This window comes from Haloglycomyces albus DSM 45210 (assembly GCF_000527155.1).
GTDB classification, from domain to species: domain Bacteria; phylum Actinomycetota; class Actinomycetes; order Mycobacteriales; family Micromonosporaceae; genus Haloglycomyces; species Haloglycomyces albus.
In genome coordinates, this window is sequence record NZ_AZUQ01000001.1 from 1736623 (window position 1) to 1751157 (window position 14535).

A 14535-nucleotide genomic window follows, 5' to 3' on the forward strand; every position below is an offset into this window, starting at 1 on the left:
GGCTGTGTCCGGGGTGCGCTCTTATTACCTGGAGGGACAGTGTCCGAGGCAGAGCTGCGCGCTGAAATCGATTTCCACGAACAGGTTCGCGAGGCCATCGCCTCCATGCGAACCACCACTGCCGACCTACTTGAACAATACGAAGACGAATTCAACGAAGGCAAAGAAAATCGCTTTGACGGCGACAAGGGCCCCGATAAACACCTGGGCTTCTCCATGGCCCGGCAAAGTACCGAACGTCTCGCGGATCTCGCCGACCGCGACGTAGCCTATTTCTTCGGTCGTCTCTGGTTCGACGACGGCGAGGACTACCGCCTGGGCCGACGCCACGTGCGCGATCAAGACTCCAATCCGATGGTGCTGGACTGGCGCGCGCCACTGTCGGAACGGTTCTATCGTGCCTCCGCCCACGACCGGCACGACGTCGCCAAACGGCGACGGTACGGATTCCAAGGCTCGCAGATCACCGGTTTCGAAGACGAAGACCTGACTCTGGGCGAAGAGACCGGCTCGGACATCCTGCGTGCCGAAATCGAGCGCCCGCGCACCGGTCCGATGCGCGATATCGTCGCCACCATCCAGCCCGAACAGGACGAGCTGATCCGTGAGAACGCGAACCTGAACCTGTGCGTCCAAGGTGCCCCCGGGACCGGGAAGACGGCCGTCGGGCTGCACCGTGCCGCGTGGCTGCTGTACAACCACCCCAAGCAGGTCCGGAAGTCAGGACTACTGGTCATCGGTCCCAACGAGGGTTTTCTGAGCTACATTTCCGCCGTACTGCCGACTTTGGGGGAGAAGTCGGTACGGCAGATGACGGTCGAGTCGTTGACGACGTCCGGCTATACGATCAGCGGTACGGACACCCCGTCGCAAAAAGCCCTGAAACACGATCCGCGCTTGGCCGACGTGGCCCGCCGTGCGGTCTGGGCGCACCTGGGTGCGGTAGAGCAATCCCCTTTCGACGCCCAGACGCCTCTTGAGGTGTCGGACAACGGTTGGGTGTGGCGGCTCGGCGTCAAGTACCTGGAGAAATCCCTCAACACCGCTCGTGAGGTCACCACGACCTGGTCGGCGGGACGGGAGAATCTCCTCGATGCGTTGACCTTCGGTCTGCGGCGTCAAGCCGAGATCCGAGCCGGAGTATCGCCCGACGAAAAATGGGTGCGCGCCATGAAACGCAGCGAGCCGGTGCAAGCGTTCATGGAAGCGGTGTGGCCGCGCCTGAAACCGCGCGAAGTCCTGCGTCGCCTCTATACCGACGCCGACTTCCGCGCTCAGGTGTGCGACGGGATTCTGTCCGAGGACGAAACGCGTCTGCTGGCGGTGAAGGGCAAAGCCATGCGACTGTCGGCGGCGGACGCGTTGATCCTCGATGAAATATCGGCCGTGGTGGAAATCCCCGACCCCTCCGAGACGTTCGCTCATATCGTCATCGACGAGGCTCAGGACCTGTCTCCGATGCAGTGCCGCGCCATCGCACGACGGAGCGGACAGGGGTCGATCACCGTCCTCGGCGACCTGGCTCAGGGAACGACGCCGTGGGCGGCGACCAAATGGTCGGATCAAATTCACCACCTGGGTAAACACGAGGCAACCCACACCGAATTGACCACCGGATACCGTGTGCCCGGCGCGATCATTTCGCTGGCCAACCGGATGTTGCCCGATTTGGCCGTGGACGTGGCACCGGCGCGGTCGCTGCGCAGCGACGGTTCGGTCGAATTTCTCCCCGTAGACGACGCGACAGCGGGAGTTCGCAAAGCGGTGGACGAAGCGCTGGAGTTGGAAGGGGCGGTCGGAGTCATCGCGTCCGACCACAGCATCGACCGGCTGCGGCCCGAACTTCCCGAAGACGCCCGAGTCGAACTTGTGCCCGCGTCACTGGCCAAAGGACTGGAATACGACCACGTCGTCGTGGTGGAACCAGAGGACATCATCGCCGCCGAGGGCATCACAATGCCGGTGGAAGGCGCGGTCACCACCGTAGCGGCAACTGTAGGACTGCGGCACCTGTACGTGGCACTCACCCGCGCCGTCTCGCGACTGACCGTCGTACACTCCGGCGAACTTCCCTCCTATTTGCGGTTATTACGCACCATATAGGTATTTTTTTGGAAAACAGCGGTACCGCCGGTACCGCTGTTTTTTAATGTCTCCAGGGGCTAAATCACGCCGCTGTGTCACAGCGGACACGAGGAGAAGGAAAACGAGCGGAATCGGGGAGATGTACGTATCACTGCGGAGTATGTCGGGAATCTCAGGAATCCCTGGTAACAGTCGAATAACGATAGGCACTCGTTTTTACTTCTTTAACACTAATGAACTTGAATCACATTGATCACATAGGCAACATTGCCTTAAGGCACACGAGGCGACACGACCAGACGGTGACAAGCTGGAACGTCGAGCCGATTGCGGTTGACGCGCTCGCCTCTCAGCCCAAAACACGGAGGAGAAAATATGACGCTTAAGAAGCGAGCAGTCGGTGGTGTTGCGATCGCAGCCTCCACCGCACTGGTCCTCAGCGCCTGCGGCGGCGGTTCCGACGACGGCGGCCTGCAGGACGCCAATGTCGGCTATGAAGACTGTGAAGACAATCCCACCACCTGCAACTCCGGTGATGTTGCCGACGGCGGCGAAGTGACCTGGGCCGTCAGCGATGAATGGAGCGGATGGAACTGGACTCGCTCCGATGCGAACACCACGTACCTGAGCCAGACCATGCGCCCGATGTTCCCCGACGTCGGTGACTTCAACCCCGCGGCGGAATGGGAGTTCAACGAAGGTTGGTTTGAAAAGGACCCCGAAGTCATCGAAGAGGACCCGCAGACGGTCGAGTACACCCTGAAGGAAGGGGCCGGCTGGTCGGACGGTACGCCTTTCAGCGTCGACGATGCCATTTACAGTTGGTACACCTACTCCGGCAATGAGGAGTTCTGCGACGAGCAGTGCTCGCCCGCCAGCAGCCGTTGGGGGAGCAACGTCGCCGACGTCGCCGAGGGCGAGAACGACAACTCCATCGTCGTCACCTACAAGGACGGTTACTTGAACCCGGAGTGGTTCACTTCCACTCTTTTCACCCACCCGACTCACATCATCGAGGAAAACGGTTTCGAAGACTGGAAGAGCGACCCCTCCGTCATGGGCGAGTCCTCCGTCTGGTTGAACGAGACCGCCCCCACCTGGTCGTCCGGCCCGTACGTCCCCACTCAGACCGAAATGGGTCAGTTCGTCATCTACGAACCGAACGAGAACTGGATGGGTACCCAGCCGGCGATCGATGAGCTCACCGTCCAGTCGATGTCCGGTGGCCTGAGCACTATGGTGGACGCACAGCGTAACAACGAGATCGACGGTGGATCACCGGCCGACTTCAACACCGATGAGGTAGCGAAGCTACGAGAGGCCAACGGGATCAACTGGCGCGTGGGCAAGGGTGGCTCCTGGAGCCACATCGACCTGAACACGCAAAGTGAATTCCTGGGCGACCTCGAACTGCGTAAGGCCATCTTTACGGCCATCGACGTGGAAGGCATCCTGGAGAAGACCTACAACGACATGGGCGTCGAAAAGCGCGGAAACCACATTTTCGACCGCGACAGCAAGTACTACGAGGACTACGTAGGCGACGCCAACCAGGGCTTCGGTGACATCGACGGCGCGATGGAGATTCTGGAGGACGCCGGTTACGTCGTGGAAGACGATCAGCTGATGACGCCCGACGGGGAAGCGGTCGAACTGGAGATGCGCGCCGGTGCGACCAACACCGTTCGGCAGCAAACCGCCGAGCTGCTGCTGGAACAGCTGAAGCAGATCGGTGTGAAGCTGAATCTGAACCCGATTCAGGACGGCAAACTCGGTGAGGTTCTCAGCAACGCCGAATACGACATGGTCATGTACGGCTGGAGCGGTAACCCCGCCTTCACCGTCGCGCCCGGTCAGTACTGGCGCAGCGACTCCGGTTCGAACTGGGGTGGACTAGAGGTCGACGGTATGGACGAACTGGTTGACAACGTGCGTGGCACGCTCGACATCGATGAGGCCGCCGACTACGCCAACCAGGCCACGGAGCTCGTTGTGGAGAACGCCTACGTGCTGCCCTTCAACAGCGACCCCGAGGTCGCCATGGCGTCGGATGACATGATCAACGTGCGTCCTAACGGGAACAGTCAGGTATCGGCTCTTTACAACGTAGAAGAGTGGGGCCTGGCCTCCTAATGGGCCACGATGGGTCCGGCGGATTGTCGTGAACGGTATCGTGGGTGGCTGCTTCGGAAAGGGAGCCGCCGCCCACGGCACCCACGGTCGGGATCGCTCGATACGTGTGGCGCGCCGGCCCGGCGGAAAAGGACTGAGATTCCGAGTGGCGTGGGAAGAATTAACGATTCGTAACTTCAAACGCTACTTATTCTTTAATAGAAGTAATACATAAATATGGTTTTCGATTTTCCCGTGGATTGGATGATCACCATCTGTTGGGGACCATAAATCGGACCCGCCGTCATGGCTAGCTGTTTTGGAGCCTCCGAAAGGGTTTTCTCCCCGAAAACACTCGGTGGGCAACATATCGAATTCGTCGCCGTACGTGCTGGTAGCGATGCAGATGGAAGCGGCATGCCACGAGGATTACGAAAAGGGCTCGAAATTGTCTCATCTGTTCTCCGCACTCAAGTGGAACTGGTTGAGCGGACTAGTTTTGCAAGAGTGTTACTGATTGGGCCGCTGGGAAAAAGATCCCAAATAAACGATTTTGTCCAGTAGTTCGATCGGTTACGAAGGAGCCGCCTCGAAATGGTAACCCCGCACCGTTGAATTGCGAGCGAATACGCATTGCCGGTCAATGTTGATTCGATCGCGTCGCGGGCGAACCTACCCCGGTTATCACCCATGCCAGGGGCGGCTCATAGGAACGAAGGAGATGTATGACCAAAAAGGTGAAGTTGTGGGCTTCCTTGAGTGCCACTGTGGTCGCCTCTGTGCTCCTTGCGAGCTGCGGCAGTGGCGACGGTGCCGAGGATTCCGGATTCGAAGCCTGTCTGGACCGGCCCACTGAATGTAACTCCGGTGATCGGGCCGACGGTGGAAGTATCGTCTGGGGCCTGGAAGCCGGCTGGAACGGTTGGCATTCGACCTCCAGCGAATTCAACTCCATTTACACGAACGCGGCCCTGGCGGGAATGACCCCTAAAATCGGTGAGTTCGATCAGAACGGCGATTGGTACCACAACGACGGCATACTCGATGGCGAACCGTACGAAATCAGTTCCGACCCGCTCACCGTCGGATACCCCTTGAATCCGGCGGCGAATTGGGGCGACGGGACTTCTATTACGGCCGATGACTTCGTATTCAGTTGGTATGCCTATTCGGGCGATGAGGACAAGTGCGGCGGTTGTTCCCCTACCCGGCGGTGGGGCGCCAATGTCGCCGACGTCAAGGCAGACGGCGATAACGTCGTCGTCACGTATAAGAAGGACTACTACAGTGCGGAGTGGAAGTACGAGGAAGCGGTATTGACCCTTCCCGCACACCGGGCTCCTGAGGATTGGAAGTCCAACCCTGAAGCACTGGGGAATTTCATCGACGACTTCGCGACCGAGCGTCCCGACTGGTCGGCCGGTCCCTACCGAATCAAGGACGGGGAACTGGGTGAATGGGTGACGTATGAACCGAACCCGGACTGGCCGGGATCGGTGAAACCCACCTTGGACGAGATCGAAATGCGTGTCTTCGAATCCCCTTCCGACATCGTTGCCGCGCTTGGCGAAGGTGAGATCGACGGTGCCGCTCCCTCACAGGTGACCTCGGACGATCTCGCTGCCCTGCACGGTAAGGAAGGCATCGACTACGATGTCGCTCCCGGCTCCAGCTGGGAACTCGTCTCGTTCAACATGGAGCACGATCTTCTGGAAGACGATGCCCTTCGTAAGGCGATTTTCTACGCGCTGGACACCAACATGATCGTGGATCGGACGGCGGGAACCGTGCTCCCGGGCGCGGTGGCCAAGGGCAACCATATTTTCCGCAACGACAGCGACTTCTTCGTCGACCACGTATTGGCTTCCGGCCAAGGCAGCGGCGACGTGGAACGGGCCACCCAGGAGCTGGAGGCCTCCGGATACTACTGGGAGGACAGTGCGCTCTACACCCCGGACGGGAAAGCGGTGGAGCTGTCCTTCAGTTACAACGTAGGAAACGATGTTCGAGCCGATATCGCGGAATTGGTACAAGAGTTGCTATCGGATATTGGAATCGACATCACAATTGACGCTTACACCGAATCGATCGGTGAGAAATTGTCGAGTGGTGATTATGAGATAGTGAACCACGGTTGGTCCAGTAGTGCGACTTTCGTGCAATCCGCCGGTGATTACTGGTATTCGGATTCGGCCCTGAACTTTGGGCATTTGGAGTCGGACGAAATTGATGCCGTCATCGATGAGATCAGGCAGACCGAGGATCTCGACAAGGCGGCGGAACTATCGAACGAAGCGGTGGAACTGGCCACGGACGAGGCCTATGTACTGCCGATCTTCGACGCCCCGGACGCCATTATGGTGAACGAGGATTTGGTGAACGTTCGCGACAATTGGGCCTCCAGTTTGCGGGCGCTTTACAACATGGCCGAATGGGGAATCTCCGATGAGTGAGAAATTCCTCTATAGAGGCTGACGTGAAAAGAGCGGCTGTGGGAGCAGTGACAACATTGGTTGACGAAACAAACAATAATCAATTGCACCGCTTCGACAGTCGCTCAACCTGTAAGTAAGTGGATTGTGGTGGGGATACCGTACCGTAACCCACTTATTTGCCCGGTTTAATGCAGTTCGTAGTGATCGAGGGACTATGTTTACCTACATTATTCGACGCGTTTTGATGATGATTCCTGTTCTCATCGGCGCGACGATTCTGGCCTTTCTCCTGGTGGAAGCTTCGGGCGACCCGATCCAGGAACAGGTCACCGCTTTGGAGATGTCAACGGGAGAACCCGTGCCGGAATCCACCGTCCAGGCGATGGAGGAACGAATCTACGCCGACCGTTCCGCGCCGGAACGGTACTGGCTGTGGCTGACCGGCATCGGCGATACCAAAGGCGACATCGGCATTCTGCAAGGCGAGTGGGGACCCTCGGTCGAGGGAACGGCGACGGATGTCGGTGACGATCTCACCTCCAAGTTCTGGACGACCTTCCGCCTGGTCACCATCGCCACCGTCGCTTCTGTGGGACTGGCGATTCTGACGGGCGTGGTCAGCGCCGTCCGGCAGTACAACTGGGTGGATTATCTACTCACCTTCGTCGGTTTCCTGGCTCTGGCATTGCCGACCTTCTGGTTCGGTGCCCTGGTCAAGGAAGCCGGTATTCAAGCCAACCAGGCGATGGGTAAGGACTACTTCAAAACGTACGGCGACTCCACGACCGGCTTTACCGGCAGCGGATGGGCCACCGTCGTGGACGCCTTGCCCTATCTGATTCTGCCGACGTTGGTGCTGATGTTGACCGGTTACGCGTCGATGGGGCGTTACCAGCGTGCGGCGATGCTGGAGGTATTGAACTCCGACTACGTGCGCCTGGCCAAGGCCAAGGGAGTCCGCTCGCGCACGGTCATGCGTCGCCACGCACTTCGGACCGCCTTGATTCCGGTGGCGACGTTCGCGCCCCTGGGGATCGCTACGGCCATGGGCGGTTCGCTGATCATGGAGAAGGTTTTCGGTTGGCAGGGGCTCGGTGCCTATGCCTTCGATGCGATCAAGAGCTACGACATTTTCGCCATCATGGGCTATCTCCTGCTTTCGGGTGTACTCGTCATGGCCGGAATTTTGGTCTCCGACCTTCTGTACGGGGTCTTGGACCCGAGGATTCGTTATGAATAAGCAGTTCGGCCCGGGTTGGTTGACCGAAGTCAAAGGAGAGTAGCGAGAATGTCATCACTGACAACCATTAATGAATCCGAAGCGATCACGACCAAAGAGCGCAGCCAATTGCAGATGGTCATTAAACGCTTCTTCCGCCATAAGTTGGCGGTGGGAAGTTTGATCGTCTTTGTGCTGATCTGTGCCTATGCCTTCATAGGGCCGTTGATCTGGCAGTACGATCACCGTCCGAATCTGGGGGTGGAGTCGCGCTTGGCGCCGTCTCCGGAGCATCCCTTCGGTACCGATAAGACCGGTAAGGACATGTTCGGGGCCGTGATGAAGGCTACTCAGATTTCCCTGTTCATCTCGTTCGTGGCCGCGGTAGGCACCTCGATTCTCGGTGGTCTGGTCGGAGCGGTCGCCGGTTACTTCCGCGGGCGGGTCGACGCGATTTTGATGCGGTTCGTCGACATGCTCTTTGTGATCCCGTTCATCATCATCGTCGGTGCCGTCGCCGGGAGCGTTCGTGGTGGTGCCAGTTGGTGGGTCATGGCTACCATCATCACACTCTTCGGGTGGTTGGGAACGGCGCGTGCAGTGCGTGCCGAAGTGCTCTCTCTGCGTGAAAAAGAGTTCATTGAAGCAGCTAAGGCCGTGGGTGCCTCCGACTGGAAGATCATCATTCGTCACCTCGTCCCGAACGCGATGAGTATCATTCTGGTCTCGGCTACGTTGCAAATTGCCTTCGCTATTCTCGCTGAGTCTTCTTTGTCGTACCTTGGACTTGGTGTTCAACCCCCTGACACCTCCCTGGGTCTTTTGATTGACCAGGCAGGGGGGACCGCATTTGGAAGTGAGGCATACTTGTTTTATATACCGGGTGCCTTCATCATCCTGATTGCGTTGACCATTAACTTCATTGGGGATGGACTTCGCGACGCGATGGACCCCCGGCAAACGATGGTGAGGCGATAAAGCTATGGCAGAAACGAAACAAACCGGAGAAAAAGGGGAGTTGATCCTGGAAGTCGAGGATCTCCAGGTCTCCTTTCCCTCTGACGAGGGCGAGGTCAACGCGGTTCGTGGGGTGTCCTACGAGCTACGGCGTGGTCAGGCGCTCGGGATCGTGGGTGAGTCCGGTTCCGGTAAATCCGTTTCCTCTATGGCCATTATGGGGCTGTTGCCGAAAACGGCGAAAATCGAAGGCTCAGCCAAGCTCATGGGCCAAGAGCTCCTAGGGCTAAACGACAAAGAGATCTCGAAGGTACGTGGAAAATCGATCTCCATGATCTTCCAGGATCCGCTGACCTCGCTTAATCCGGTCTACACGATCGGGTTCCAGCTGATTGAAGCGATCCGGGTCCACTACCCTGAGAAGTCCAAGAAAGAAGCACGTGAACAGTCCGTTCACCTGCTAGACGTGGTGGGTATCCCCAACCCTGACCAGAGGGTCGATGCCTATCCACACGAGTTGTCCGGTGGTATGCGGCAGCGTGTGGTGATCGCCATCGCCATGGCGAACAATCCGGACGTGATCATTGCCGACGAGCCCACGACGGCCCTGGACGTGACCGTGCAGGCACAGGTGATGGAAGCGCTGGAAAGGGCGCGTGACGAAGTCAACGCCGCTCTGGTGCTCATTACCCACGACCTGGGAGTCATTGCCGGGCACACCGACGACGTACTGGTGATGTACGCCGGACGTCCGGTCGAAAAAGGCACGGTCGACCAGATCTTCTACGAGCCGCGTATGCCCTATACCCTCGGCTTGATCGGGTCGATGCCGCGCATGGACCGGAGCCGTGAGACGCGCCTTACTCCAGTTCGCGGAACACCGCCTTCCATGGTGTCGCTTCCAGAGGGATGTCCCTTCAGGCCGCGTTGTCCAATGGCCAAGGATGCGTGTCGGGAAAGTGAACCCGATCTGCTCCAGATCGATGGCCCGGAGCACGTAGCGGCCTGCCATTTCTCCAGCGAACTCATTGGAAAGAAACCAGCGGACGTTTTTGCCCCTGTCAATAAGGAGAAAGAGTAATGAGCGCCGTCGATGCCGCGAAGACCGACACCGAACCGGTCATCGCAGGAAACAACCTGGTCAAGCACTTTCCCGTGCGCTCCAAAGGACTGATTCGTCGTAGGATTGGCGATGTACACGCGGTGTGCGGCGTCAACCTCGAGGTATCCGAAAACGAGACTTTGGCCTTGGTGGGCGAATCCGGTTGCGGAAAGTCCACCACCGCCCGATTGATGATGAACCTCATCGAGCCCACCTCCGGTGAGGTCATGTACGGCGGTCAGGATCTGACGAAGCTGTCGCGCCGTCAGATGCGCCCCAAGCGCCGTGACATCCAGCTGGTGTTCCAAGATCCCATGGCCTCGCTCGATCCGCGTATGACCGTGTTCGAGATCATCGCCGAACCGTTGCGGGTGCACGGTTTGTTCGGCAACAACGGCCGTAAACGGGTCAACGACCTGATTCAGACCGTGGGGCTCAACCCGGAACACCGCAACCGTTACCCGCACGAGTTCTCCGGGGGACAGCGGCAGCGTATCGGCATCGCCCGTGCTCTGGCGCTGGAGCCGAAGGTCCTCATGCTGGACGAACCGGTATCGGCGCTGGACGTGTCGATTCAGGCCGGCGTCATCAACCTGCTGGAGGACCTGCAGGCGGAACTCGGTCTGTCCTACCTGTTCGTTTCTCACGACCTCTCGGTGGTGCGTCATATCGCCAATAAGGTGGCCGTGATGTACTTGGGTCGCATTATCGAGCAGGGTACGACCGACGATCTGTTCGCCGGTCCGGCCCACCCGTACACTCAGGCGCTGATGTCGGCGATCCCGCTTCCGGATCCGCGTAAGGAGCGGGAGCGTGAGCGTATTCTGCTGCAGGGTGACGTTCCGAGTCCGTCGAACCCGCCCTCGGGTTGCCGCTTCCGGACTCGTTGCCCCTTGTTCAAGACGCTGACGTCCGATGAGCAGAAGCTGTGTATCGACGAAGTTCCGCAGTTGCATCGCGATCACGAGGGGCTGACCGAGGCCGCTTGTCATTACGCGAAGCCGAAGAGTCTGGTTTAGAGACTCGGATACGTTCGCGATCGAAAACGTGTGGCCACTTTCTATTTGGAGTGCGCCACACGTTTTTTGTTAGTATGGGGCCGATGCGGTGATGAACCACCCCGAACCTAAGAGAAGTCTAACGCCGTTTCGTGATGTCACATGTGCATCACATTGACACTATATGGTGGGCATCGGCTAGGCTAGAATCATGTCCCGACGGTCTAGTGGAGGGCCAATAACATAATGGAAAGTAGAAACAGTTCGCTTAAGTCGATGTTGCGGAGTTCGAGCCGGGAAGGCTCGATGGGCGCGGCATACGGCGATTACAACAACATGACCCAAGCGCCGCAGGCGCAGGGGACGATGACGTACGACGACGTCATCTCACGTACCGCCATGCTGATCGGGGCTACTTTCGTCGGTGCGCTCGTGACCTGGATTCTGGCTCGTGGAGCCATGGAACAGCAGGTCATGTTCGACGGAAGCACCGAAATGGCGATCGTGGACTCCTCGCGATTCGGCCTGGCCATGGGGCTGGGTACGATCGGTATGCTCATCGGTCTCGGTGTCATGCTGTTCTCCATCTTCAAGCCGGTCATGAACCCCGTGGTGGCCTTTATTTACGCCGGTGGGCAAGGTCTTCTGCTCGGTGGTTTCAGTGCGATCATGGAGGCGCAGTTCCCCGGGGTCGTCGTTAACGCGCTGGTCGGAACGATCATCGTGTTCGGTGGAATGCTGGGGCTGTTCAAGTTCGGCTACATCCGTAACTCGCCCATGTTCACCAAGATCATGGTCGGAGCCGGTTTCGGTATCTTCGGCCTGATGATGGTGAACATCGTGTCGGGCCTACTGGGCTTCGACCTGGGCCTGTTCGCCAACGACGGCAACGCCAACGCTCTGCAGTGGATCATCGCCATCGGTCTGGTCGTCTGGGCGGCCTTCTCGTTCGTGCTCGACTTCGACATGATCCAGGAAGGCGTCAACGGCGGTGCGCCCAAGAAGTTCGCTTGGGCCGGTGCCTTCGGTCTGACCGCCGGTCTGATCTTCCTGTACTGGAGCATGCTGCGTCTGGCCTCGTACTTCATGGGCGAGTAGCAGGCTGCGGCGAACGGGGCACGATGTCCGCCCCTTAATGTGACCATGACGGGTCCGGGAGAATGCGATTCCCCGGGCCCGTTTTTCGGTGAGTGGAAGGTGATCGGTGGAAATGACGGAATCGCGGGCGAAGTTGGACGAGACGCTGCGGTCGTTGGAACGCGTCGTCAATGGAACGCGCGCCTGGCAGGCGGGGCGCTGGAACGCCGCGGGCGGAGTGAAGACGACCGCGATGTGGGACTTCAACACCTATCTCGTCGCCGTGGCGGCGCGGGTGGAGAAGCGTGGTCCGGAACCGATTCCCGACCTCGGCGCGGCACATCTGCCCATGCAGTTGTCGGTGTTCCTGCGAGACGTGATGGACGTGGCCGATCGTCTCAGTGACGCCGACGTCGACGAATTGGCGACGCGCACCGCTCAACTACGTGAGATCCTGTTCTAAGCTCCACAGGCGCCGTGGCGGTTCTCGTCGGTGTCTAGCCGAACCCACTGACGCGTAGGGTGATGTTGACGCGCCCTGGGAGATCCAGTCCGCTCGGAGCGGTACCGGGCTTGACTTTGGGGACTCCGTGATAGGCCAGTCGCGCCGGTCCACCGAAGACGAAGGCGTCGCCGCTGTGCAGTTCCACGTCGGTGTAAGGACGTGTTCGCTTTTCCGTATTTCCGAAGCGGAACGTACACGAATCTCCCAGGCTGAACGACACGACCGGGGCCAAGGACTTTTCGTCCTGGTCGCGATGCATGCCCATCCTGGCCGTCGAATCGTAAAAATTAATGATGGCGATATCGTAGGTCTCCGTAGCCGATCCCGGGCCGTAGGCGGCGTCGACGGTACGACCGGCCAGGTCATTGAGCCAGGCGGGGAAGGGTTTGACGGGAGCGCCGTCGCCGTCCTCCGCCGTCGTCGCGTATCGGTACGGGTACCAATGCCAACCGAGGCACACCTGCTGAGCCGACATGGTGCCTCCGCCCGGCGTGGAAACCGTACGCATCCCCGCAGGTGGACGGGACCATTCCCGACAGGCTTCCAGCAGGTCGCGCTGTTGCCGGAGGTTAAACCAGTCCGGAAGAAAAACGGCTCCGGGACTGATGTCAACCGGTTCCGGGCGTGACGGTGAATCCTCCTCCATGCTCCGATCGTAGTCGGAGACCAAGACAGGCTGCGTGGTCGGCCGGGAAGCGCCGTCCGCAGACCGGGAGCCCGCTCCTGTTCCGGGCATGGTCTAAGTAGGGATGGTCTGGATCGGTACGGCGTGTTGCACGGATATCGAAAACCGGCACGGAGGCGTGAGGACTCTCGAGTAGGCCCGACACGGTCACGGTAACGAGGATTCGATGACCAGGTAGCTGTCCGGTTTAGAGATGACTCGACCGGGTGGGAAGGATTTTGGATCGGCGGTCTTCGGAAAGACGCTTATCTGCGGATTGTCGTGCTGCCCGAACGCGTCCCATTCGGCGATCAGTCGGTTCAATTCAGACACCAGCCGTTCTTTCTGCGGACCGAAACCGGCCGCTCCCAATTCAGCACGATGATCGTCGGTCATGCGTAGCACCACGTAGGCGATGGAATCGTTGGTCCACGTGGCCGCTGATCCTTGGGGAAGCAACCACCCCAACGGCAGGTCCTCGTGCTGTCCCACCAGGACGCCGTACGGATCGAGGTGCCCGGCCATCCAGAGTTCCAGATACGGTGAAGCGCCGGCGTCGAATCGCAAGGGGATCGCACTCCAGGCGGTATACGGTTGGCCGGTGAAGAGGTCGGGAAGCCGCTCCAGACCGTCTACGACATTGTCCTGTACGTACAGCCGGGTGTTTCCGTTGTGGAGGTCAAGATAACCACGGTCGTCGGCACTCGAACCGCGCATGGACAGGAAACCGCAGATCTCCATCGAACCGCTGATCAAGTGACCACCGTCCTTGGTGAAGGCAATCGATCGGGTCATGGACGCGAACATCAGCGGTACCACCAAACGACCGCCGTCCCGAAGCTGATCGAACCAGGCGGTCGGGATGTCGAACGCACCCACGGTCACCACGATGACGTCGTACGGTGCGTGTTCCGTATTGCCGTAGGCCCCGTCGGCCGCTTCGACGGAGACATTCTGCGCCCCGATGTCACTTAGGATGGCGGCCGCCTGATCGACCAGTTCGGTATCGACGTCGATACTGTGAACGTGGCCCTTGGGTCCGACCAGGCATCCCATCAAAGCCGCGTTGTATCCGCGCCCCAGACCGATTTCGAGAACGCTGTCACCGGGCCGAACCCCGGCTTGAATCAATTGTTCGGCGACCATTCGGGGTTGGGACACCGAACTGACAGGACCGTCTTTCGGATCCCATTTCGTAATGAGCGCCTCATTAGCGTAAGCGGTATCGAGGTCGTATTCGGGAAGAAAAGCATGGCGCGGTACTGTTCGAAACGCCTGCTCCAAACGGCGGTCGGGCAGAACGCCCTGCGCGCGAAGTGTCGCGACCATGCTCGCACGCGCACTATCGGCCTCAAAAACCATGACGTCCCTCCTGCACTTT

Annotated in this window: 9 protein-coding genes and 1 pseudogene; 8 read left to right on the top strand and 2 right to left on the bottom strand. The window is 59.2% G+C overall.

What is annotated here, in order from left to right; genetic code table 11:
* Positions 1 to 39: 39 nt before the first annotated feature.
* The 8 genes and pseudogenes from HALAL_RS0108175 to HALAL_RS0108215 all read left to right on the top strand — a co-directional run bounded on the left by HALAL_RS0108175 (position 40) and on the right by HALAL_RS0108215 (position 12448).
* Positions 40 to 2103 carry a HelD family protein gene (locus HALAL_RS0108175; RefSeq protein ID WP_025273532.1) on the top strand — a complete coding sequence of 688 codons (2064 nt, stop codon included), beginning with the start codon at positions 40 to 42 and terminating at the stop codon, positions 2101 to 2103.
* Positions 2104 to 2460: 357 nt separating this feature from the next.
* The gene (locus tag HALAL_RS0108180; RefSeq protein WP_029767596.1) at positions 2461 to 4218 is read left to right on the top strand and encodes an ABC transporter family substrate-binding protein; all 1758 of its coding nucleotides are present in this window, start codon (positions 2461 to 2463) and stop codon (positions 4216 to 4218) included.
* Between the two features lie 704 nt (positions 4219 to 4922).
* Complete coding sequence (locus tag HALAL_RS0108185; RefSeq protein WP_025273534.1) at positions 4923 to 6650, top strand: ABC transporter family substrate-binding protein; 1728 nt, start codon at positions 4923 to 4925, stop codon at positions 6648 to 6650.
* Between the two features lie 196 nt (positions 6651 to 6846).
* Entirely contained in the window at positions 6847 to 7872 is a 1026-nt protein-coding gene (locus HALAL_RS0108190) for an ABC transporter permease (RefSeq protein ID WP_025273535.1), read from the top strand.
* 48 nt (positions 7873 to 7920) lie between these two features.
* Positions 7921 to 8829: an ABC transporter permease gene (locus tag HALAL_RS0108195; protein ID WP_025273536.1), complete on the top strand. Its 909-nt coding sequence runs from the start codon at positions 7921 to 7923 to the stop codon at positions 8827 to 8829.
* Between the two features lie 4 nt (positions 8830 to 8833).
* Positions 8834 to 10929 (top strand): annotated as a pseudogene (locus HALAL_RS19305) (ABC transporter ATP-binding protein).
* A 285-nt stretch (positions 10930 to 11214) separates the two neighbouring features.
* Positions 11215 to 12006 (top strand): Bax inhibitor-1/YccA family protein, encoded by a 792-nt coding sequence (locus HALAL_RS0108210; RefSeq protein ID WP_025273539.1) that lies wholly within the window; start codon positions 11215 to 11217, stop codon positions 12004 to 12006.
* 106 nt (positions 12007 to 12112) lie between these two features.
* Positions 12113 to 12448 carry a hypothetical protein gene (locus HALAL_RS0108215; protein ID WP_025273540.1) on the top strand — a complete coding sequence of 112 codons (336 nt, stop codon included), beginning with the start codon at positions 12113 to 12115 and terminating at the stop codon, positions 12446 to 12448.
* A gap of 34 nt (positions 12449 to 12482) precedes the next feature.
* Here the strand turns inward: HALAL_RS0108215 and HALAL_RS0108220 are convergent, their stop codons facing one another.
* Together HALAL_RS0108220 and fxlM are read right to left on the bottom strand one after the other, a co-directional pair.
* Positions 12483 to 13136, bottom strand: a complete 654-nt coding sequence (locus HALAL_RS0108220) for an alpha-ketoglutarate-dependent dioxygenase AlkB family protein (RefSeq protein WP_025273541.1) — start codon at positions 13134 to 13136, stop codon at positions 12483 to 12485.
* Positions 13137 to 13322: 186 nt separating this feature from the next.
* Positions 13323 to 14516 carry a methyltransferase, FxLD system gene (gene fxlM, locus HALAL_RS17555; RefSeq protein WP_025273542.1) on the bottom strand — a complete coding sequence of 398 codons (1194 nt, stop codon included), beginning with the start codon at positions 14514 to 14516 and terminating at the stop codon, positions 13323 to 13325.
* Positions 14517 to 14535: the final 19 nt, after the last annotated feature.